This is a genomic window from Streptomyces sp. NPDC104381 (assembly GCF_055583745.1).
This window is the reverse complement of record NZ_JBVJNK010000007.1, coordinates 120,834-141,653: the sequence shown is the minus strand read 5'-3', so window position 1 is coordinate 141,653 and position 20,820 is coordinate 120,834. Positions and strand designations below refer to the sequence as shown.

Below are 20,820 nucleotides of genomic sequence, written 5' to 3'. Positions count from 1 at the left end.
CGCCGACGACAGGCGTTGGAACGACGGGGGTGCCCATGACGCACGCACAGAGGACACGGGCCGCGACCGACGCGGCCACCACCGGGACCGGCGCGCCCCACGAGGGCGCGCTCACCGTCACCACCGAAGGCCTGCCCGCCTGGCTGGAGCCCGTGGCGCGGGCCGCACGGACCGTGCGGGCCCAGCAGCTCAGCCGCTTCCTGCCGCCGGAGAGCGGCGCGGGACGCCAGTCGGCCGTCCTGATCCTCTTCGGTGAGGGCGAGCGCGGCCCGGAGCTGCTCCTGATGGAGCGTTCGGGTTCCCTGCGCTCCCACGCGGGCCAGCCCTCCTTCCCCGGCGGCTCCCTCGACCCCGAGGACGGCGACCACACGACCACCGGACCGCTCAGGGCCGCGCTGAGGGAGGCCGAGGAGGAGACCGGGCTCGACCCGAGCGGCGTCCAGCTCTTCGGCGTGCTGCCCCGGCTCTACATCCCGGTGAGCGGCTTCGTCGTCACGCCCGTCCTCGGCTGGTGGCGGACCCCCAGCCCGGTCGGAGCCGTCGATCCGGCCGAGACCGCCCGGGTCTTCACCGCCGCCGTGGCGGATCTCACGGATCCCGCCAACCGTGCGACGGCCGTCCACCCCAGCGGCCACGAAGGCCCCGCATTTCTGGTCGAATCCGCCCTCGTCTGGGGATTCACAGCCGGTGTGATCGACAGGATTGTGCACTACGCGGGATGGGAACGCCCCTGGGACAGGACCAGGCAGGTGCCGCTCGACTGGCGCGCATGACAGGCTGACTCCCGTGCTGCGCTGTTCCGGGCCTGGCCCGGACCCCGTCGAACCGGACGGGCCAGGTGACGAATCTGCGAGGCTATAGACGGTGAACGTGCTGGACATCCTGCTGCTCGTCGGCGCCGTGTGGTTCGCGGTCATCGGCTACCGCCAGGGTTTCGTCGTCGGCATCCTGTCCGTGATCGGCTTCCTGGGCGGCGGCCTCGTGGCCGTCTACCTGCTGCCCCTCATCTGGGACCGGGCGACCGACGGGTCGGAGGTCTCCTCCACCGCCGCCATCGTCGCGGTCGTGATCGTGATCGTGTGCGCCTCCGTGGGACAGGCGTTCACCACCCACCTGGGCAACCGGCTCCGCCGGTACATCACGTGGTCACCGGCGCGCGCCCTGGATGCCACGGGGGGCTCCCTGGTCAACGTGGTGGCCATGCTCCTGGTGGCCTGGCTGATCGGCTCCGCGCTCGCGGGCACGTCACTGCCGACGCTGGGCAAGGAGGTCCGCAGCTCCTCGGTCCTGCTCGGCGTCTCCCGGGTGATGCCGGATCAGGCCTCCACCTGGTTCACCGACTTCTCCTCCGTCCTCGCGCAGAACGGCTTCCCGCAGGTCTTCAGCCCGTTCGCCAACGAGCCCATCACCGAGGTCGAGGCCCCCGACCCGGCGCTCGCCGGAAGCCCTGTCGCCGCCCGTGCCAAGAAGTCCATCGTCAAGGTCGTCGGGATGGCACCGGGTTGCGGCAAGGTCCTCGAAGGGACCGGCTTCGTCTTCTCCGACCGCCGCGTCATGACCAACGCCCATGTGGTCGGCGGCGTCGACGAGCCGACCGTGCAGATCGGCGGCGAGGGCCAGCTGTACGACGCCAAGGTCGTCCTCTACGACTGGCAGCGCGACATCGCCGTACTGGACGTCCCGGACCTCGACGCGCAGCCGCTGCGCTTCACCGACACCGACAAGGACGCCGGGAGCGGTGACAGCGCCATCGTCGCGGGCTTCCCGGAGAACGGCGCCTACGACGTACGCTCCGCGCGCATCCGTGGCCGCATCGACGCCAACGGCCCGGACATCTACCACCGGGGCACCGTACGGCGCGATGTGTACTCGCTGTTCGCGACCGTCCGCCAGGGCAACTCCGGCGGCCCGCTGCTCACTCCGGACGGGAAGGTGTACGGGGTGGTGTTCGCGAAGTCGCTCGACGACCCGGACACGGGGTACGCGCTGACGGCCGACGAGATCCGCGAGGACATCGAGCTCGGCAGGTCCACGGCCCAGGAGGTCGACAGCCAGGGCTGCGCGCTCTGAGTGCTCCGTCCGGTGGCCACCACCGGAACCGGCCGGCCACCCGGATCCCGGTCACCGCGGAAGCGGCCTCCGGGTCATCGCCGTGGCCGGTTCCTGTCCCGCCGTACGGACGCCGCATTGCCACGTGACGCGCGTATGCCGTGCATCGCACACAGGCCACGTGAAGGTCCCCGGTCCTCGACGGACCGGGGACCTGCGTGTGGTGTGTCGTCCGACGGTTGACGGGTCATCCGCGGGGATGGCGCAGGCGCGCCGAGACCCAGCGGGCCCGGCGGTGGAGAATGCGCGGAATACCCAGCCGGAGATCATGGAAATCGCTCACATCGTGCACCCGGCTCGCTGAGCCGCCCCCCTCATGAATGCTCGGACCGGCAGGAGCGGTCGAGCGGCGGTTGCGTGCTGCGTCATTGAAGTCGCGCGTCCAGCCCATACCCCGACGTCTGCCCGTGACCCAAGGTCGGTAATCGTGGGCGAGTCAGCCAATTGGCTTATGCGGCAGGCAAGTGGCTGTTCGTCAGACACCTGTGCGCTTCGGTCAGCGGTCCGGCTCGGGATCCTTGAGCCAGTTGATGAGTTCGGTCGAGAAGCCGACCGGATCCTCCTCGTGGGGGAAGTGCCCCAGACCGTCGAAAAGTCGCCACCGGTAGGGCGCCTCGACGTACTCGCCGGAGCCGGCGGAACTACGGGTCCTGATCGCCGGGTCGAGCGAACCGTGGAGGTGCAGCGTCGGTACGCGCACCGGACGCTTCATCCGCCGGTTGAACTGGACGCCGTCCGGCCGGGCCAGCGAGCGGACCATCCAGCGGTACGGCTCGATCGAGCAGTGGGCCGTCGACGGGATGCACATGGCGCGCCGGTAGACGTCCATGGCCTCGTCGTCGGGGAAGTCGGGGGTGCGCGGCCCGGACCAGTCACGGATCAGCTGTGCCACCAGGGCCGCGTCGTCCGCGACGAGCTGACGCTCCGGAACCCACGGCCGCTGGAAGCCCCAGATGTGTGAGCCCGCGCGTGACTGGGCGAAGTCCGAGAGCATCGAGGAACGCCAGCGGCGCGGATGCGGCATCGACGACACCACGAGCCGCCGGACGAGCTTCGGCCGCATCACGGCGGCCGTCCAGGCGAGGTAGCCGCCCATGTCATGCCCCACGAGCGCCGCGTCGGGCTCGCCGAGCGAGCGGATCACGCCGGTGACGTCGAGCGCCAGGTTCGCGGGGTCGTAACCCCGGGGCGTACGGTCGCTGCCGCCGACTCCGCGGAGGTCCATCGCGACCGCGCGGTACCCGGCGTCGGCCAGGGCGGTCAGCTGATGGCGCCAGGTCCACCAGAACTGCGGGAAGCCGTGCAGCAGCAGCACCAGCGGTCCGTCGCCCAGCTCGGCGATGTGGAAGCGCGCGCCGTTGGCGGCCACGTCGCGGTGGGTCCAGGGGCCGTCGAGCCGGACGGGGCCGCCGGAACCGGCAACCGGTCCCAGCGGCCGCACCGGGCCGGATGTGCCGAAATCGGGGTCGGTCATGTGGACGAGCGTGTCACAGAGACCGCCTTGTCCTGGACAGGCCGGTTCTCGATGGCCCGGTCCGCGAGCGTGCTGCCCTGCGCCTGTTCGATCGCACGCGCGTCGGCGGGGCGGGGGTGGGGCTTGACGCCCTGCAGGACCGCCGCGGTCTGCTTCGCGGAGGCGATGGACTTCTCCGGCGGCTTGACCTTCTTGAACTTGGCCAGTCCGAAGAGGGCGAGCAGGATCCCCAGCAGGATGAACGCACCGCCCACGATCAGGAACGACCAGGCGAGACCGAGCCCGAGGTTGTGGATCCCGTAGGCCGCCGCGAAGCTCAGCACGGGGATCGCGAACAGGATCAGCACGCCCGTGACGATGAAGGCCACGCTGCCGATCGCGCCGCGCTTGACGTCCTGGCGCATCTCGGCCTTGGCCAGGGCGATCTCGTCGTGAACCAGCGCGGACATCTCAGCTGTCGCCGAAGCGAACAGCTGTCCGAGACTACGGTCGGTGCTGCCCGCGTAGTTGCCGGGGTCGCTCATCCCTGACTCCCTCTCCTCTTCCGTACATCCGATGTCAGATCATGCCGGACTGTCCGGCTTGCTGCTCGCTGCCCCCGCCCGTTCGGCCAGGCGTCGGTGCTCGGCAGCCTTCTTCTCGTGGATCGCGGCCATGCGCAGGTGGTACTCCGGGTCGTCCTGCTCGTAGACGTCGGGCACCCCGGATCCGTCCGCGTCGAGTTCCTCGGCCTCGTACAGCGTCCTGTATCTGCGTACCCGCAGTTTCAGCAGTACACCGGAGAGTACGGCGGCAATCAGCGAACCGATGAGTACCGCTGCCTTGACGTCGTTGATCATGTCCTCGTCGCCCGTGAAGGCGAGTTCCCCGATGAGCAGCGAAACGGTGAAGCCGATTCCTGCCAGCGTGGCCAGGGCGAAGACATCGGCCCAGGCGAGATCCTTGTTGAGCTGGGCTTTCGTGAAGCGGGTGACGAGCCAGGTGCCACCGAAGATGCCCACGGTCTTGCCGACGACGAGCCCGAGCACCACCCCGAGCGTTTCGGGCCGGGTGAAGACGCCGGCCAGGGCATCGCCCTTGAGAGTGACACCGGCCGAGAAGAGGGCGAACAGCGGAACCGCGACGCCGGCCGACAGAGGGCGCACCATGTGCTCGATGCGCTCGCCCGGAGACTGCGTCTCCCCCTCGCGCCGTGAGCAGCGCAGCATGAGTCCCATGGCGACGCCGGCGATCGTCGCGTGGACGCCGCTGTTGTACATGAGGCCCCAGACGACCAGGGCGAGCGGCAGATAGATGTACCAGCCTCGCACCCCGGTGCGCAGCAGCACGTAGAAGACGGCCAGTCCGGCGAAGGCCCCTCCGAGCGCCAGGAAATCGAGGTCCTCGGTGAAGAAGACCGCGATGATGAGGATGGCGAAGAGGTCGTCGACGACGGCGAGCGTCAGCAGGAAGGCGCGCAGCGCCGAGGGCAGCGATGCGCCGATGACCGCGAGGACGGCGAGCGCGAACGCGATGTCGGTGGCGGTGGGTACGGCCCACCCGGCGAGGGACCCCCCGCCCGCCGTGGCGGTCAGGGCGTAGACGACGGCGGGGACGGCCATCCCGCAGAGTGCGGCCGCGACGGGAAGAGCGGCGGCCCGGGGGTCACGGAGTTCTCCGGCGACCAGTTCACGCTTGAGCTCGACCCCGGCGACGAAGAAGAAGACGGCGAGCAGTCCGTCGGCCGCCCAATGGGCCACGGAGAGATCGAGCCCCAGAGCCTCCGGGCCGAAGTGGAAACCGCTGACGGACCCATAGGCGGAACCGAAGGTGTTGGCCCAGATCAGCGCGGCGACGGCCGCGACCAGCAGGATGACGCCGCCGACCGTCTCGGTGCGCAGGGCGTCCGCGACGTAATTGCGCTCGGGGAGTGAAAGCCGGCCGAGCAGCGTGCGGCGGCCTGAAGGGGGGAGGGGCGGGGCCACGAGGGAGACCTCCGGGTCGGGTTACGGCAGTGGTGGCATGGCGAATACACATGCCGACCAGACTTCCCGGCGCCCCTGTGGAGTTTTCCTGTGCTGTTGTCGCTCGAATGCGGTTGTTGCTCGAAGTCACCACTCTACCTGGGCTATCGGCAACGTATACGGATCGGGTTCCACCCGCCGCCCGGCGACGCCCACCGGTAGTCGTGCCCGTACGCCCAGCCTCCTCTTCCGCCCTTTCCTCCGCCGTCTCCTCGGTCGACGGAAAGGGGCACCCGGGGGTGTCCCGGGTGCCCCTTCCTCCGGCCCTCACAGGCCTCTGCCGGCGCCTGTCGGAACCCTGGCCTAGTCCTCGGACGAAGCCGAGGGCAGCTGCGTCTGGATGAGCGACATGACGGAGGAATCCGTGAGCGTGGTGACATCGCCCAGCTCGCGGTTCTCTGCGACATCGCGCAGCAGACGCCGCATGATCTTGCCGGACCGCGTCTTCGGCAGCTCCGCCACCGGCAGGACGCGCTTGGGCTTCGCGATCGGTCCGAGCGTGGCGCCGACGTGGTTGCGCAGCTCGGCGACCAGCTCGTCGGAGGCCGTGGCCGTGCCGCGCAGGATCACGAAGGCGACGATGGCCTGACCGGTCGTCTCGTCGTTGGCGCCGACGACGGCGGCCTCCGCGACGGCGGGGTGCGAGACGAGAGCCGACTCGACCTCGGTGGTCGAGATGTTGTGCCCGGACACGAGCATGACGTCGTCGACCCGGCCGAGCAGCCAGACGTCGCCGTCCTCGTCCTTCTTGGCACCGTCACCCGCGAAGTACTTGCCCTCGAAACGCGACCAGTAGGTGTCGATGAAGCGCTGGTCGTCGCCCCAGATGGTGCGGAGCATCGACGGCCACGGCTCGGTGAGGACCAGATAGCCGCCCCCGCCGTTGGGCACCTCGTTGGCCTCGTCGTCGACGACGGTGGCGGCGATGCCGGGCAGCGCCCGCTGGGCGGAACCGGGCTTCGTCGCCGTGACTCCGGGAAGCGGCGAGATCATCATGGCGCCGGTCTCGGTCTGCCACCAGGTGTCCACGATCGGGCAGGTGTCGGCGCCGATGTTCTTGCGGTACCAGATCCAGGCCTCGGGGTTGATCGGCTCACCGACCGACCCGAGGACACGCAGCGACGACAGGTCGAACTTGGCGGGGATGTCGTCTCCCCACTTCATGAACGTACGGATCGCCGTCGGCGCCGTGTAGAGGATCGTGACCCCGTACTTCTGGACGATCTCCCAGAAGCGCCCCTGGTGCGGGGTGTCGGGGGTGCCCTCGTACATGACCTGGGTCGCGCCGTTGGCCAGCGGGCCGTAGACGATGTACGAGTGCCCGGTCACCCAGCCGATGTCGGCGGTGCACCAGTACACGTCGGTCTCGGGCTTGAGGTCGAAGACCGCGTGGTGGGTGTACGCCGTCTGGGTCAGGTAACCCCCGGAGGTGTGCAGGATGCCCTTCGGCTTACCCGTGGTCCCCGAGGTGTAGAGGATGAAGAGCGGCTGCTCCGCGTCGAAGGCCTCGGGAGTGTGCTCGGCCGACTGCCGGGCGGTGATCTCGTGCCACCAGACGTCGCGGCCCTCGGACCACGCGGTGTCCTGCCCCGTACGGCGGACCACGAGGACGTGCTCGACGCTGTCGATGCGGGCGACGGCGTCGTCCACCGCGGGCTTGAGCGCCGAGGGCTTGCCGCGGCGGTAGCCGCCGTCGGCGGTGATGACGACCTTGGCGTCGGCGTCCTGGATCCGGGCCGCGATGGCGTCGGCGGAGAAGCCGCCGAAGACCACCGAGTGCGCGGCGCCGATGCGGGCGCAGGCCAGCATCGCTACGGCGGCCTCCGGGATCATCGGCAGATAGACGGCGACCCGGTCGCCCTTGCCGACACCGAGTTCGGTGAGCGCGTTGGCTGCGCGGGAGACCTCGTCCTTCAGCTCCGCGTAGGTGATCGCGCGGCTGTCTCCGGGCTCACCCTCGAAATGGATGGCGACGCGGTCGCCGTTGCCCTCCTCGACATGACGGTCCACACAGTTGTACGCGACGTTGAGCTTGCCGTCCGCGAACCACTTCGCGAAGGGCGGGTTGCTCCAGTCGAGCGTCTCGGTCGGCTCCGTGGCCCAGGTCAGGCGGCGGGCCTGCTCGGCCCAGAAGCCCAGCCTGTCCGCCTCGGCCTGCTCGTACGCCTCCGCTGTCACGTTGGCGTTCGCGGCCAGATCGGCAGGCGGTGCGAACCGCCGCTCCTCCTTGAGCAGATTGGCCAGGCTTTCGTTGCTCACGACATCTCCCATTCCCAGGGTGTCCGTTGTGTCCCGGGGGACAGCTCATCAGGCTGCGGGCCAGGTGACAAGTGTCTGCCGGAAATTGGTTTAGACCTGTGCTTGGTGTATGGAGTCACCTGCCCCGCTTCCGCGCGCAGCGCTGTGCGACACGAAAGCGGGACCACAAGGTCTCACGGACCGGATGTGTGAGTGGTTCAGGCGCTGACGCCGGCGCCGGGCGTCGTGTGCAGGGCATCGATGCCGTGCTCCGCGCCCCATACCGCGCCCGGGGCGACCCGGACGAAGACCTCGTCGGGCCCGGTGCCGGAACTGGCGCCCTCGGTCAGCAGATAGGCCTGCGCCTCACCGACATGGAAATACATGCCGTGCAGCTGCAGGGTGCCCTCGGTCAGCCGGCGCGCCACCGATTCGTGCGCACGCAGGTGCTCCAACTGCTGGACCACATTGGTCAGACAGAGCTGCTCCACCGCATCGGCGGGCAGCCGGCCGGCGATCCGCGCCCAGGAATGGTGACGTGACCGCATGCGCTCCAGGCTCGGCAGACCGTGCCGCAGCCAGCGCCACAAGGGCGTCCGGGGCGCCTCAGGGGTGGCTGCTCCCAACAGGGCCTGCATCGCACCGCATCCGGAGTGGCCGCAGATGGTGATGGACTCGACCTCCAGCACATCCACGGCGTACTCGATGGCGGCGGCCACCGAGTCGTCATTGCCCGTCGCTCCCTCGACGTCCGGCGGTGGCACCAGATTGCCCACGTTCCGCACGGTGAAGAGGTCGCCCGGGCCGCTTGCGGTGATCATGCTGGTGACCAGGCGGGAATCGGCACAGGTGAGGAACAGCTGGGAAGGCCGCTGCCCTTCGGCGGCCAGCCGGGCCAGTTCCTCGCGGACCAGCGGGGCGGTGGTGCGCTGGAACGAACTGAGGCCGCTGAGGAGCCGGTGGGTTCCGTGCCGGTGCCCCGAGGAACCCGTCGAACCCACAGGAGCGGGAGCTTCGGAGACGACGGCGGAGGCAGGCGAGGCCGGATCGGTGGGGGAGTCGTGAGCGTTGAGGGCGTTGGCCTGTGTCGTGGCGTCCTTGGTGTGCTGCGGGCCGTCGTGGCAGTGATGGTTGCGCCAGGGTGTCCAGGGACGGCAACAGGAGTGCGCGGCCGAGGCGGGCTCGGCGATCCGGCCACCGGAACGCCCGGTGAATTCGATCCGGGCCCCCAGCGCGGTCTGGGCCGTGTACCAGTCCTGGATCGTCTCGTACGCCGCGTGATCCATGAAGAAGCCGTCCAGCTCGACCACGACGTCGGCGCCGTGCGGGAGCTTGCCGAGCAGCCTGCTGAGCCGCGGAACGGCCAGGAAGGTCAGCTGTCCCCGAGCGGCCACCAGATGACGGCCGTCCTGCTCGGTCACGGTGATTCTCGTGCGCGCCAGCCGGTGCAGGGCGACGGCCACCGCCACGACGATGCCGATCGCCACCCCCTCGAGCACGCCGACCAGGACCACGCCGCTGATCGTGGCGCCGTACACCAGGAATTCCCGGTGCCGGTGAACCTTGCGGATGTGGGCGAAGCTGACCATCTGGATCCCGACCACCATCACCAGGGAGCCGAGGGCGGCGAGTGGGATCCACTCCAGGGCCGTGACCAGCAGCACGGCTGCCAGCAGCACCCAGACGCCGTGCAGCACGGTGGAGGCGCGGCTCGTCGCTCCGGCCCGGACGTTGGCGGAACTGCGCACCGCACCGCCCGAAACGGGCATGCCGCCGGCCAGTCCTGACAGGGCGTTGGCGACACCCTGGGCCCGCAGCTCCCGGTCAAGGTCCGACCGCTCGACGGGGGCGTGCGGGGGCGCCCCGTCCTTGGGCGGGGCCGCGGCCTGCTCTGCGGCCAGCTTGTCCACGGACACGGCGGCCAGCAGGGATTCGAGACTGGCCACGAGCATGACGGTGAACATCGCCGTCGCCAGCGTCATCACCGGACCGTGCGGCAGCTCGGGCAGCGCGTGCGAGCGCCATGACGGCAGATCCACCCGGGCGATCCCGGGTGCCGCCGCGGCGGCCACCGCGGTCGCGATCACCACCGCGGCCAGGGCGGCGGGGATTCTGCCCAGCGACGCTCCGATCCGTCCGGGCATACGCGGCCACACGATGAGAAGCAGGATCGTCAGCACTCCGATGAGGGGCCCGGCCGGCTCGAAGTGCGTCAAGTGGGCCGGGAGGGCGAGTGCGTTGTCGAGAGCGGAGCTCCGTGGTACTTCGCCGAACACGACGTGCAACTGGGCGAGAGCGATGGCCACACCGATACCGGCGAGTGTGCCGTGCACGATGGCCGGGCTGACAGCGAGGGCACTGCGGGCCGCTCTTACCGAACCCAGCAGGATCTGCAGGAGTCCCGCGCCGATGGTGATCGCGCAGGTGGTGCGCCAGCCGTAGATCTGGATCAACTCCGCCGTGACCACGGTGAGCCCGGCGGAGGGGCCGCTGACCTGGAGCGGAGTGCCGCCCAGCAGGCCGGCGACGATGCCGCCGATCGCGGCGGACACCAGGCCGGCGGCGAGGGGGGCGTCCATGGCGACGGCGAGGCCGAGCGACATGGGAATGGCGATCAGGAAGACAGTGATCGATGCGGACAGATCCGCACCCGAGACGCGGAAGGGGCCGCGGCCGGGCCGTGGTGGCGGGCTGTGTGGACGCTTGATTCCCGAGGCCCGAGAAGGGCGCGAACTACGGGATGAGTGGTCGTTACGAGTAGGGGCGCAGGCAGACATGTTCCCGTCTCCTCCGGGGCAGCGCGGTCGCGGTATGTGAAGGACGGCGGCCGTGGATCACGGCGTGCAGCGGTGGGGTACAGCGGCGGGATTTCTCAACTCTCCGTAAATGAATAGTAATGGAGAGTAAAGAAAGGTGTCCATGCTTTCGAGCAAATAGCCCACTACATCACCCTTCTCAGTGAATAAGCAGCTTTTCATCCGGCTTGTCGTACTGGTTCCGGCGGAGCTGCGTGTGAGGTTGACCGCGCTCTGTCGGCACTTCAACGCACGAATCCCGCAAGGAAGAGGGTGGACGGATGATGGCCGCCACGAAGAGGATCGCCCTGGGCGCCGTGGTCACGGCGCTGGTCGCAGGCCTGGCCGGCTGCTCGGGTCCGGATACGGGAGCCTCCGGCTCCACGCCCGGCACCGGGAAGCGCTCCGCCCCCGGTGCCGAGGAGAACTCTCCGGCCGCGGCGCCGAAGGGAGCGGTCAAGCTCATCGGCGACGGGTCCACCGCCTTTACGGGAGCCCAGCCGAAACTTCCCGTGGCCAAGAAGCTCAAGCCCGGCCAGAAGCCCCCGCAGTTCGTGGTGTTCTCGTGGGACGGTGCGGGTGAGGACAGCCAGAAGCTCTTCTCGCATTTCCGGGCGGTCGCGAAGAAGTACGACGCCAAGATGACGTACTTCCTCAGTGGTGTGTACCTCCTGCCGGAGAAGAAGAAGGACCTCTACGACCCGCCGCAGCATTCGGCGGGCCGTTCCGACATCGGGTTCAACGACACGGACGGAATCCGCGACACGCTGACGGAGCTGCGTGCCGCGTGGCTGGAGGGCAACGAGATCGGCACCCACTTCAACGGGCACTTCTGCGGGCCCGACGGAGGTGTCGGCACGTGGTCGGTCGAGGAGTGGAAGAGCGAGATCAGCCAGGCGAAGTCCTTCGTGAAGGGCTGGAAGACCAACGACCCCGACCTCAAGAGCGAGGCGCCGTTGCCCTTCGACTACGACAAGGAGCTGATCGGCGCCCGCACTCCGTGCCTCGAAGGGCAGAAGAACATGGTCGCGGCCGCCCGGACCATGGGGTTCCGCTATGACTCCAGCGGCATCGGCAACCAGGTCTGGCCCGCGAAGAAGGACGGGCTCTGGGACCTGCCCCTGCAGCTCGTCCCCGTGCCGGGCCGCGCCTTCGAGACGCTCTCGATGGACTACAACTTCATGTTCAACCAGTCCGGTACGACCACGCAGGGCGATCCGGACAAGCACGAGTACTGGGGCAACCAGATGCGGGACGGACTTCTTCAGGCGTTCGACCGCGCCTACAACGGGAACCGCGCCCCGATGATCATCGGTAACCACTTCGAGTCGTGGAACGGCGGGACGTACATGCGCGCCGTCGAGGAAACGATCAAGACGGTGTGCACCAAGCAGGATGTGCGGTGCGTCTCCTTCCGTCAGCTCGCCGACTGGCTGGACGCGCAGGACCCGGCGACGCTGGCGAAGCTGGGGACGTTGAAGGTGGGTCAGGAGCCCAAGCCGGGCTGGACCGCGTTCCTCGCAGGTGCCGCTCCGGGCAAGCCGGCCGCCAGCCCCGTGCCCGCCAGGCCGGCGGACCGGTCGGGAGGCGCGGGAGCTGACGGAGGAGCGGAGTAGGGGCACCTTCCGGCGCCGCTCCGTCCGGTTCAGGCCGGCTGGGCGGCGCCCGTCTCCGCGAGGTGCTCGCGCAGGACGAAGGCGGGGTCGACCTGGGCAGCCAGGTCGGCGCCCGTCTTCTCGTTGCCCCAACTCTCGGCGTTCTTCAGGTGGAAGTGCACCATCTGCCGCGTGTAGCGCTCCCAGTCCCTCAGGTCGTACGAGTCCTCCGCGGCGTTCTGCAGCGCCTGCAGAGCCATCCGGTTGTCCGCTTCCAGGAGCTCGAACGGGGCCGGCCGTCCCTTTTCCATCGTCCGGACCCAGTCGGAGTGACCGATGCCGACCAGCAGGTCGTCGCCTACCTCGGCGCGAAGGAAGTCGAGGTCGTCCTCGCCCTGGATCTTGTTGCCCACCACCTTCAGCGCGACACCGAAGTCCCGGGCGTACTCCTTGTACTGGCGATAGACCGAGACGCCCTTCCGGGTCGGCTCGGCGACCAGGAAGGTCATGTCGAAACGGGTGAACAACCCTGACGCGAAAGAATCCGAACCGGCCGTCATGTCGACTACCACGTACTCGTCGGGCCCGTCGACCAGGTGGTTCAGGCAGAGCTCGACCGCACCGACCTTGGAGTGGTAGCAGGCGACGCCCAGATCCGACTCGTTGAACGGGCCGGTGGCCATCAGCCGGATGTCCCCGTCGTCGAGACGCACCGTGCGGGCGCAGGCGTCGTAGACCGGGTTGTCCTCGCGGACGCGGAGGAGCCGGGACCCCTCCCCGGGCGGTGTCGTCTTGATCATTGTCGCGGCGGACGCGATGCGGGGGTTGCTCCCGCGGAGGTAGTCCTTGATCAGAGGCAGCTGAGCGCCCATGGCGGGCAGGGCCGCGGCCTCCTGTTCGTCCAGGCCGAGGGCGGCCCCGAGATGCTGGTTGATGTCGGCGTCCACTGCGACGACATGGGCTTCATTGGCAGCGAGGTGGCGGATGAAGAGCGAGGACAGCGTGGTCTTGCCGCTGCCGCCCTTCCCCACGAAAGCGATCTTCATGTTCACCTAGGGTAGCCGTGCGATCGCGTTCTGTTGTCGTTCTTCGTGAAGAAGGCCACTCCGGGGCGGCATCCGCATCCCGGGCGCGTAGCCTCCCTACTTATGAGTACGACTTCCTCGGACCCGCTTGCCGCCCTGGGTGACCTGCCAGGCGTCGTCGACGCGGTGGACTCCGTACGCACGGCCGTGGACCGGGTCTACGGGCACCGGGTCATGCGTCGCCGAAGCAACGAGGTCACCGCGGAGGCGGCTCTGCGTGGAGCTCGTGGTTCCGCGGCCCTCTCGGGTGCCGACTGGAATCTCGAGGAGGTGCGCCGGCGCACGGATTTCAGCAGTGAGGACGAGTCCCGCACCATCGGTGCTGCCTTGAGGCTCACGGCGGAAGCGGGGCAGCTGCTCTCCATCTGGCGGCAGTCGCCGCTTCGCGTCCTGGCTCGTCTGCACCTGGTGGCCGCGGGCGGATCATCCCCGGACGACACGGTCGGCAGGCCCAGGCTGGCGGGCGAGCCGGTCACCGAGCCGTTGATCGAGGCGCCCCTCCCGAGCGCGGACGAGGTGTCCGGGCGCCTCGAAGGACTGTCCCAGCTGATCATCGCCGGTGGCTCTGCGCCCGCGCTGGTGACCTCCTCCGTGGTGCACGGTGAATTGCTGGCGCTGCGCCCCTTCGGTACGCACAACGGCCTGGTCGCCCGGACGGCGGAGCGGATCGTGCTGATCGGCAGCGGGCTCGATCCCAAGTCGATCTGCCCTGCCGAGGTCGGGCATGCGGAGCAGGGGCGCGCGGCCTACGTCGCCGCCTTCGAGGGGTATCTCTCGGGCAAACCTGAGGGCATGGCCGCCTGGATCGCCCACTGCGGGCGCTCGGTGGAGCTGGGTGTCAGGGAGTCCACCGCGGTGTGTGAGGCGCTGCAGCGCGGCGCGGCCTGACCGGCTCCGTCCGGGGGGCGGCTGCACGGCTCGACCGGATGCCGCCGAGGTGTTCTGCCCGCTACGGGTCGGCTGAAAAGGGTTGCGGCGGTACCGGTTCCGGTACCGCCGCTGGCACGTCCGCCCAGTTACCAAGCGTCCTCGATATATGTGCCCATCAGGTCGGGTTCTTTGCCCGTCACCTGGTGCGGCTGGCCCGTAATCGACGGGTCGACGTCGCGTGGGTACTCGACTTCCGTGCGCGGTCCGTGGGGCCTGATCTGCGTGAAAGGTGACCCTCTCGGATGTCCCTGGTCTCGCGGGCCGTTGAGTCCTTTGTACTCCGGCGCCTGGAGCAGCGGAAGCCCTGACCGGTTTTCTTTACTTTTACGTTCAAATGTATCTGAGTCGGACAATGTTGTGCGTCCGGAGGCGGGCACGGCCGGGGGAGCGCCTGTCGTCGAGCCTTTCAGGCGGGGATCGTCGCTGAGCGGCGACGGTTGGCGTACCAGACGAGCCCGGCGGTCACGGCGGCCGCACCCAACGCGGCCGCCGCCACGAGGGCCGGTCGCGGTGGCATCGAGAACCTGGGCAGGCGCTGCTTGAGCCGGACGGGCCGGTCGAAGACGAGAATCGGCCATTCCCTGAGGGTGGCCTCGCGGCGCAGTGCTCGATCCGGGTTGACGGCATGCGGATACCCCACGGCCTCCAGCATCGGCACGTCGGTGGCGGAGTCGCTGTACGCGTAGCAGCGCGACAGGTCATAGCCCTCCGAGTCGGCGAGAGCCCTGACGGCCTCGGCCTTGGTCGGGCCGTAGGCGTAGTACTCGATCTCGCCGGTGAAGCAGCCGTCGTCACCCACGACCATCCGGGTCGCGACGACCCGGTCGGCACCGAGGAGCTCCCCGATGGGCTCGACGACTTCGGCGCCGGAGGTCGAAACGATGACCACATCACGCCCGGCGGTGTGATGCTCCTCGATGAGGGTTGCGGCTTCGTCGTAGATGATCGGGTCGATCAGGTCATGAAGGGTCTCGGCGACGAGATCCTTGACCTGCTGGACGTTCCACCCCTTGCAGAGCGCTGAGAGATATTCACGCATCCGCTCCATCTGGTCGTGATCGGCGCCCCCGGCGAGGAACACGAACTGTGTGTACGCGGTGCGCAGTACGGCACGGCGGTTGATCAGCCCGCCTTGGTAGAAGGACTTGCTGAAGGTCAGTGTCGATGACTTCGCAATGACCGTCTTGTCCAGGTCAAAGAAGGCTGCTGTGCGCGGCGAGAAGCAGTTTTCCACAAAGGTGAGCATAGGGGCCCGCCATTCGGCGTAAAGTCCGGTAGGTGGGTTTGCCTGAGAAGGGCCTCGGGTACACCATGGAAGTCACGGATCGTTCGCGACCGTGCTAACCCGGTCCGACTCCTCCCCCCCCCGAGTCGGCCGTGGGGACGACCCCCGCTCTCCCCCCCGGCGGGGGTCGTCGCATGTCCGGATGCATTTCGCGGCCGAGGCGCCGATCTCTCCCCGTCTCGCGACGACCGATGGGTTCCCTGCGTCGCGGGTTCACTCGATCATGACTCGTCACGGTGTGTAGCGGAAGGGCTGCGCTGCGAAAGTCCCCTGTACGAGCTACCGAGATATTCACAACGCTTGAGTTATCCACAGTTTTTGAGCAAGATCCACATGTTTTTTCGCGCTGTCGCATGTTGATCCCACCCGCGAAGTCCGCGGGTTCCGGAATCGCGCATCTCGGAAGTTGTTCGAGATCGCTGCGAAACCGCACTGGAGGAGACAGCGAGAGGGGCGGAGATCGTGGCTGGATCTTTCGCGGGTGAAGGCTCGTCGAGCGCCGACGCGCGGCGGGAAGGGCCGCTGATCCTCACCGAGGATCCGGATCTGCTGGACGATCTGCTCAGGTTGTGTGCGGCGGCCGGCGCCGTGCCTGAGGTACATCACGGGTCTCCGGGGGAGAGGGGCGGTTGGAAGCGGGCCCCGATGGTCCTGGTGGGCGACGATGCGGCGCGCGGCTGTCGCGGGGCACCCAGGAGGCCGGGCGTCATGCTCGTCGGCCGGGACCAGGATGACCCCGACGTCTGGCGCCGTGCGGTGGAGATCGGGGCCGAATACGTGTTGAGACTGCCCGATTCCGAAGGCTGGTTGGTCGACCAGATCGCCAACGCCGTGGAGGGCGTGGGCCGATCGGCGCTCACCGTGGGAGTGATGGGCGGCCGAGGGGGGTCCGGCGCGTCCACGCTGGCCTGTGCGCTTGCTGTGACGGCTGCGAGGTCGGGCCGACGGACCATGCTCATCGACGGGGACCCCCTGGGTGGTGGCATCGACGTGCTGCTCGGCGGTGAGGGATCCGAGGGCCTGCGGTGGCCGGATTTCGCCCGTTCGAAGGGGAGGCTGGGCGGAGGGGCACTGGAGGAGTCCCTGCCGGCGCTGCACGGCCTGCGCGTGCTCAGCTGGGGCCGTGGCGACCAGGTGATTGTTCCTCCCCAGGCCATGCAGTCGGTGCTCGCCGCCGCGCGTCGACTCGGTGGAGTCGTGGTCGTGGACCTGCCGCGACGGTTCGACGAAAGCGTGACCGAGGCGCTGGCGCAGCTCGACGTCGGCCTGCTGGTCGTACCCGGGGAACTGAGAGCGGTCGCGGCAGCGCAGCGTGTGGCAGCCGCGGCCCGCATGGTTCTCGAAGATCTGCGCGTCGTTGCCAGGGGGCCGTACACCGCAGGCCTGGACGAGCAATGGGTGACGCAGGCGCTGGGCCTGCCGCTCGTCGGCGATCTCCCCACGGAGCCCGGGCTTCCTGCGGCCCAGGACAGCGGTGTGCCCCCGGGCGGGGATGCTCGCGGCGCGCTGGCCCGCTTCTGTACGGCCTTCTGGGATCTGGCGGATGCCCCGGGCCAACTGGAGCCCGTACCGTCCCGGCCTCGCGGAGGGGCGTCATGACCGACGCGCTGCTCGATGCCGTGCGCCAGCGACTGGCCCGCAGTGGCGCGGCGCCCACTCCGGCGGGAGTGGCCGCCGCGCTGAGGGAGCAGGGCCGTCTGCTCGGTGACGCGGAAGTGCTCGGAGCGGCCGAGGAACTGCGGGGCGAGCTGGTCGGTACAGGAGTGCTGGAGCGGCTCCTGGCCGACCCGGCGGTGACCGACGTGCTGGTGTCCGCCCCCGACCGGGTGTGGGTGGACCGCGGCGGCGGACTCGAACTGACCCGAGTCGTCTTCCAGGACGCGGCGGCCGTCCGGAGGCTGGCGCAGAGGCTCGCAGCGGTAGCGGGGCGACGACTGGACGACGCGCGGCCGTGGGTGGACGCGCGGCTCCCGGACGGGACGCGCATGCACGCGGTTCTGCCGCCGGTGTCGGTCGGCTCGACGTGCCTCTCGCTCCGTGTGGTGCGGCACCGGGCCTTCACGCTGGAGGAGCTCGTGGCGGCGGGGACGGTCCCGCCCGGAGGCGACCGGCTGCTGAGAGCTCTGGTGGAGGCCAGGGTGTCGTATCTGATCAGCGGAGGAACGGGGGCGGGAAAGACGACGCTGCTGTCGAGCCTGCTGGGGGCGGTCGGCGAGCGGGAGCGCATCGTGCTGGCTGAGGATTCGGCGGAACTGCGACCGGACCACCCGCACGTGGTGCGGCTGGAGTCACGGCCCGCCAATCAGGAAGGTGCTGGGCGGGTGACGCTGCGGGACCTGGTGCGCCAAGCGCTGCGTATGCGTCCTGACCGGCTGGTGGTGGGAGAGGTCCGAGGCGCCGAGGTGACGGAGCTTCTGGCCGCACTCAACACCGGGCACGAGGGCGGGTGCGGCACGGTGCACGCCAATGCGGCCGAGCACGTTCCCGCACGCCTGGAAGCTCTGGGAACCGCCGCGGGCCTCGACAGGGCGGCCCTGCACAGTCAGCTGGCGGCGGCGCTGTCCGTGGTCGTCCATCTCGTGCGGGACAGGGACGGGCGGCGCCGTCTGGCCGATGTGCATGTGCTGGAAAGAGATCCCGCAGGCCTGGTCGTCACCGTTCCGGCGCTGCGCTGGGGTGCCGAGGGGTTCGAGCCGGATCGGGGCTGGGAGCGGTTCGGCTCGCTGATCGGGGATGGGTCGTGACTTCGACGGGCCCCGGCGTACTGATGGGGCTACTGACGTGGGCGATGGCCGGCTGTGCGGGCGTGGCGGGCGCTCTGGCCGTGGCCGGCGACCCGGGGGCACGGCGGGCCCGGCTGTTGCTGGATCGGCGGACGGACGAGCCGTGGGCGCCGGCGGCCCGGGACAGGGCACGTGCGCTCCTCGCCGGACGGAAGGAATGGCTGTGCGCCCCTGTGGCAGTTGTTCTCGCCGTGCTGGGTGAATCGGTGCTGCCGTTGCTCGCGGGAGCTGTGGCGGTCCCCCTGGCGAGGCGCTGGCTGCGACGCAGGGCCCGGCAACGTGAGCAGGAGCAGGCGGCCGACGCTGTGACGGCGCTCTGTGGGGCGGTGATCGGCGAGTTACGGGCCGGGCGGGAGCCCGGACAGGCGCTGCTCGCCGCCGCGCGGAACACCAGGGTGCTGGACGGCACGCGGAGAGCCGAGGCCCTGGGCGGGGGTGAGTCCGCCGTGCTGGCCGCCGCACGGTTCGGCGGCGATGTGGCCGGTGCGTTGCGGGAGGCGGCGGTGGGGCCCGGCCTCGAGGGGCTTGCGGGGATGGCCGCCTGCTGGCGGGTCGCGGTGGACGGCGGAGCCGGTCTGGCGGCCGGCCTGGCACGACTGGAGAGCGGCCTGCGGGGCGAGAGGCGGCGACGGGAGGAGTTGCGGGCCCAGCTGGCGGGTGCGTGGTCGACGGTTGTGCTCCTGGCGTTGCTGCCGGTGGTGGGGCTGGTGCTGGGGGCGGCGCTCGGAGCAGACCCGCTGGGGGTGCTGCTGCACAGCCCGGGCGGACTCGTCTGCCTGGTGGCAGGCGGCCTGCTGGAGGCCGCAGGGCTGTTCTGGGCGTCACGGATCGTGCGAGCGGGGGAAGCGGTGTGAGCGGGTCGACCGGTGCGGGCGGCGCGCCGGCTGCTGCCGGGGCGGTGGGGGTGCTGCTGGGCGCAGCCGCGTATCTCACGCTGGCGCTCACGGCCCGACGGCATGAGCGGGCGATACGCAGGCGGTTGGGACTGCTGACCGAAGGACGTGTGCGTGACACGAGGCAGCGGTCGACCGGCCTGCGGGCGCCCGGATGGAACCTTGCTCGGCGATGGGCGGTATTCCTCGCCGTCTGGGCGGCCGGCTGGATCCTCGTCGGCGGCCCGGCCGGAAGCGTGATCGGTCTTGCGGCGGCGTACGGGGTGCGGCGGTGGCGGCGCCGCGTCAAAGCGCGAGGCACTGCCGACCGGGGTGCCGAAGCCGCTCTGATTGCTCAACAACTGCCGGTCACTGCTGATCTTTTGGCTTCCTGCCTCTCGGCGGGTGCCGGGCCTCGGGAAGCGGCGGAGGCGGTAGGCGAATCCATCGGCGGGCCGGTCGGTGAGCGGCTGGCCCGTACGGCGGCCGAGATCCTCCTCGGCGGTGAACCGGCTGACGCGTGGGGCCGGTTCGGGGAGTTGCCGGGGGCCGCGCCGCTGGCCCGTTGTCTGGAGCGTGCCGGGTCGACGGGGGCGCCTGCGGCCGAGCCGGTTTCCAGGCTGGCCGACGAGATACGTGCCGAGCGGGCGAGCGCTGCTGTGGCGCGTGCGCAGCGGGCGGGTGTGCTGATCACCGCGCCGGTCGGGCTCTGCTTCCTGCCCGCCTTTCTGGCGGTGGGCGTAGCGCCGGTCGTGATCGGGCTGGCGAACGGCCTCTTGCACCGCGGCTGAACGGGGTGGCTTTTGCGGCTCCTGGGCCCGGGGCGTCTGGTTCCCGGCGCTGCTGCCGGCAGGCCCCCGGGTGGGTCGAGGCGTGCTGGAACGAAGCGTCGAGCGAAGTATCGGGTGCCGGGTGCCGAGTGCCGAGTGCCGAGTGCCGAGTGCCGAGTGCCGAGTTCCAGGTTCCGAGTTCCGAACGAACAACGTGGTTTTTGAACATGGGGGTTGAGATGGGCAGGAAAGTCATGGAGCGGTCGCTGGGCGTGCTGCGTCGTGCGTGGGAGGCCGGGATCGGCAGGCGCCTGCGGGGCCGTGGGCACGACCGGGGGATGACGACGTCCGAGTACGCGGTGGGGACCATCGCGGCCTGCGCGTTCGCGGCGGTGCTCTACAAGGTGGTCACCAGCGGGGCGGTGCTGTCGGCGTTGCAGTCGCTGATCAAGGACGCCCTCGATGCGAAATTCTGAGGGGTTGTGCAGGGGCCGGGACGGCGACCGGGGAGCGGTCACAGCGGAGGCCGCCATGGCTCTTCCGGTGCTGGTGGTGTTCGTGCTCGCCCTTGTCTGGGCACTGGTGGCCGCCTCGGACCAGATCCGCTGTGTGGACGCCGCACGGGCCGGAGCGCGGGCCGCGGCCCGGTCGGAGCCGGAGGACTCGGTGCGGTCCGCGGCGCGGGAGGCCGCGCCAGGCCGGGCACGGGTCGCTGTGGAGCGGGCCGGTTCCCTGTGGAGAGTCCGGGTCGAGGCGCCCACTCCAGGGCCCGGCACGCTGGGTCTGACGCTGAGCGCCGAGGCCGTCGCGCTGGCGGAGGACACGGTGGGGGCGGAGCCGTGAGGGGGGTGAGGCGCGGCCCCGGAGGCGGAGACCGGGGG

General features: G+C 69.9%; 18 protein-coding genes. 10 read left to right on the top strand and 8 right to left on the bottom strand.

Going from position 1 to position 20,820, the window contains the following annotated elements; genetic code table 11:
• The first annotated feature begins 35 nt into the window (after positions 1-35).
• Together ACZ607_RS24940 and ACZ607_RS24935 are read left to right on the top strand one after the other, a co-directional pair.
• On the top strand, positions 36-773 hold the full coding sequence (locus tag ACZ607_RS24940) for an NUDIX hydrolase (RefSeq protein ID WP_469737968.1): 738 nt from the start codon (positions 36-38) through the stop codon (positions 771-773).
• Between the two features lie 91 nt (positions 774-864).
• Complete coding sequence (locus tag ACZ607_RS24935; RefSeq protein WP_469737966.1) at positions 865-2,070, top strand: MarP family serine protease; 1,206 nt, start codon at positions 865-867, stop codon at positions 2,068-2,070.
• A gap of 226 nt (positions 2,071-2,296) precedes the next feature.
• Here ACZ607_RS24935 and ACZ607_RS24930 read toward each other — a convergent pair whose 3' ends face one another.
• The 6 genes from ACZ607_RS24930 to ACZ607_RS24905 form a co-directional block, all read right to left on the bottom strand.
• Positions 2,297-2,500 (bottom strand): hypothetical protein, encoded by a 204-nt coding sequence (locus ACZ607_RS24930; RefSeq protein ID WP_469737964.1) that lies wholly within the window; start codon positions 2,498-2,500, stop codon positions 2,297-2,299.
• 105 nt (positions 2,501-2,605) lie between these two features.
• Entirely contained in the window at positions 2,606-3,583 is a 978-nt protein-coding gene (locus tag ACZ607_RS24925; RefSeq protein WP_469737963.1) for an alpha/beta fold hydrolase, read from the bottom strand.
• A complete protein-coding gene (locus tag ACZ607_RS24920) occupies positions 3,580-4,107 on the bottom strand; it encodes a phage holin family protein (RefSeq protein ID WP_469737961.1) in 528 nt (175 codons plus the stop codon). Before ACZ607_RS24920 ends, ACZ607_RS24925 begins: the two co-directional genes overlap by 4 nt.
• Before the next feature lie 39 nt (positions 4,108-4,146).
• Entirely contained in the window at positions 4,147-5,547 is a 1,401-nt protein-coding gene (gene nhaA / locus ACZ607_RS24915) for a Na+/H+ antiporter NhaA (protein WP_469737959.1), read from the bottom strand.
• A 342-nt stretch (positions 5,548-5,889) separates the two neighbouring features.
• Positions 5,890-7,857 (bottom strand): acetate--CoA ligase, encoded by a 1,968-nt coding sequence (gene acs, locus ACZ607_RS24910; RefSeq protein ID WP_469737957.1) that lies wholly within the window; start codon positions 7,855-7,857, stop codon positions 5,890-5,892.
• Positions 7,858-8,042: 185 nt separating this feature from the next.
• Positions 8,043-10,601, bottom strand: a complete 2,559-nt coding sequence (locus tag ACZ607_RS24905; RefSeq protein WP_469737955.1) for a SulP family inorganic anion transporter — start codon at positions 10,599-10,601, stop codon at positions 8,043-8,045.
• 299 nt (positions 10,602-10,900) lie between these two features.
• On the opposite strand from ACZ607_RS24905, the gene ACZ607_RS24900 reads away from it, so the two are divergent.
• Positions 10,901-12,235: a polysaccharide deacetylase family protein gene (locus ACZ607_RS24900; RefSeq protein WP_469737953.1), complete on the top strand. Its 1,335-nt coding sequence runs from the start codon at positions 10,901-10,903 to the stop codon at positions 12,233-12,235.
• A gap of 29 nt (positions 12,236-12,264) precedes the next feature.
• Here ACZ607_RS24900 and ACZ607_RS24895 read toward each other — a convergent pair whose 3' ends face one another.
• A complete protein-coding gene (locus ACZ607_RS24895) occupies positions 12,265-13,260 on the bottom strand; it encodes an ATP-binding protein (protein WP_469737951.1) in 996 nt (331 codons plus the stop codon).
• Positions 13,261-13,362: 102 nt separating this feature from the next.
• Between ACZ607_RS24895 and ACZ607_RS24890 the strand changes: the two genes are divergently transcribed.
• Positions 13,363-14,187 carry a Fic family protein gene (locus ACZ607_RS24890; protein ID WP_469737949.1) on the top strand — a complete coding sequence of 275 codons (825 nt, stop codon included), beginning with the start codon at positions 13,363-13,365 and terminating at the stop codon, positions 14,185-14,187.
• A 448-nt stretch (positions 14,188-14,635) separates the two neighbouring features.
• On the opposite strand, the gene ACZ607_RS24885 is transcribed toward ACZ607_RS24890, so the two are convergent.
• Positions 14,636-15,475, bottom strand: coding sequence for an HAD family hydrolase (locus tag ACZ607_RS24885; RefSeq protein WP_469737947.1), 840 nt, complete (start codon positions 15,473-15,475; stop codon positions 14,636-14,638).
• A 501-nt stretch (positions 15,476-15,976) separates the two neighbouring features.
• On the opposite strand from ACZ607_RS24885, the gene ssd reads away from it, so the two are divergent.
• The 6 genes from ssd (at position 15,977) to ACZ607_RS24855 (ending at position 20,782) form a co-directional block, all read left to right on the top strand.
• Positions 15,977-17,113, top strand: coding sequence for a septum site-determining protein Ssd (gene ssd, locus ACZ607_RS24880; protein WP_469737945.1), 1,137 nt, complete (start codon positions 15,977-15,979; stop codon positions 17,111-17,113).
• Positions 17,110-18,258, top strand: a complete 1,149-nt coding sequence (locus ACZ607_RS24875; RefSeq protein ID WP_469737943.1) for a TadA family conjugal transfer-associated ATPase — start codon at positions 17,110-17,112, stop codon at positions 18,256-18,258. The genes ssd and ACZ607_RS24875 overlap by 4 nt, the downstream gene beginning before the upstream one ends.
• Before the next feature lie 23 nt (positions 18,259-18,281).
• A complete protein-coding gene (locus ACZ607_RS24870; RefSeq protein WP_469738538.1) occupies positions 18,282-19,151 on the top strand; it encodes a type II secretion system F family protein in 870 nt (289 codons plus the stop codon).
• Complete coding sequence (locus ACZ607_RS24865) at positions 19,148-19,960, top strand: type II secretion system F family protein (RefSeq protein WP_469737941.1); 813 nt, start codon at positions 19,148-19,150, stop codon at positions 19,958-19,960. Before ACZ607_RS24870 ends, ACZ607_RS24865 begins: the two co-directional genes overlap by 4 nt.
• 218 nt (positions 19,961-20,178) lie before the next feature.
• Positions 20,179-20,415: a DUF4244 domain-containing protein gene (locus tag ACZ607_RS24860; protein WP_469737939.1), complete on the top strand. Its 237-nt coding sequence runs from the start codon at positions 20,179-20,181 to the stop codon at positions 20,413-20,415.
• Positions 20,402-20,782 carry a TadE family type IV pilus minor pilin gene (locus tag ACZ607_RS24855; RefSeq protein WP_469737937.1) on the top strand — a complete coding sequence of 127 codons (381 nt, stop codon included), beginning with the start codon at positions 20,402-20,404 and terminating at the stop codon, positions 20,780-20,782. The genes ACZ607_RS24860 and ACZ607_RS24855 overlap by 14 nt, the downstream gene beginning before the upstream one ends.
• Positions 20,783-20,820 lie beyond the last annotated feature (38 nt).

Bases quoted from the DNA above. Each gene is read 5' to 3' on its own strand.
- ACZ607_RS24940 (WP_469737968.1), top strand. From the start codon at position 36: ATGACGCACGCACAGAGGACACGGGCCGCGACCGACGCGGCCACCACC.
- ACZ607_RS24930 (WP_469737964.1), bottom strand. From the start codon at position 2,500: ATGGGCTGGACGCGCGACTTCAATGACGCAGCACGCAACCGCCGCTCG.
- ACZ607_RS24925 (WP_469737963.1), bottom strand. From the start codon at position 3,583: ATGACCGACCCCGATTTCGGCACATCCGGCCCGGTGCGGCCGCTGGGA.
- ACZ607_RS24920 (WP_469737961.1), bottom strand. From the start codon at position 4,107: ATGAGCGACCCCGGCAACTACGCGGGCAGCACCGACCGTAGTCTCGGA.
- acs (WP_469737957.1), bottom strand. From the start codon at position 7,857: ATGGGAGATGTCGTGAGCAACGAAAGCCTGGCCAATCTGCTCAAGGAG.
- ACZ607_RS24905 (WP_469737955.1), bottom strand. From the start codon at position 10,601: ATGTCTGCCTGCGCCCCTACTCGTAACGACCACTCATCCCGTAGTTCG.
- ACZ607_RS24900 (WP_469737953.1), top strand. From the start codon at position 10,901: ATGATGGCCGCCACGAAGAGGATCGCCCTGGGCGCCGTGGTCACGGCG.
- ACZ607_RS24895 (WP_469737951.1), bottom strand. From the start codon at position 13,260: ATGAAGATCGCTTTCGTGGGGAAGGGCGGCAGCGGCAAGACCACGCTG.
- ACZ607_RS24890 (WP_469737949.1), top strand. From the start codon at position 13,363: ATGAGTACGACTTCCTCGGACCCGCTTGCCGCCCTGGGTGACCTGCCA.
- ACZ607_RS24885 (WP_469737947.1), bottom strand. From the start codon at position 15,475: ATGCTCACCTTTGTGGAAAACTGCTTCTCGCCGCGCACAGCAGCCTTC.
- ACZ607_RS24875 (WP_469737943.1), top strand. From the start codon at position 17,110: ATGACCGACGCGCTGCTCGATGCCGTGCGCCAGCGACTGGCCCGCAGT.
- ACZ607_RS24870 (WP_469738538.1), top strand. From the start codon at position 18,282: ATGGGGCTACTGACGTGGGCGATGGCCGGCTGTGCGGGCGTGGCGGGC.
- ACZ607_RS24860 (WP_469737939.1), top strand. From the start codon at position 20,179: ATGGGCAGGAAAGTCATGGAGCGGTCGCTGGGCGTGCTGCGTCGTGCG.
- ACZ607_RS24855 (WP_469737937.1), top strand. From the start codon at position 20,402: ATGCGAAATTCTGAGGGGTTGTGCAGGGGCCGGGACGGCGACCGGGGA.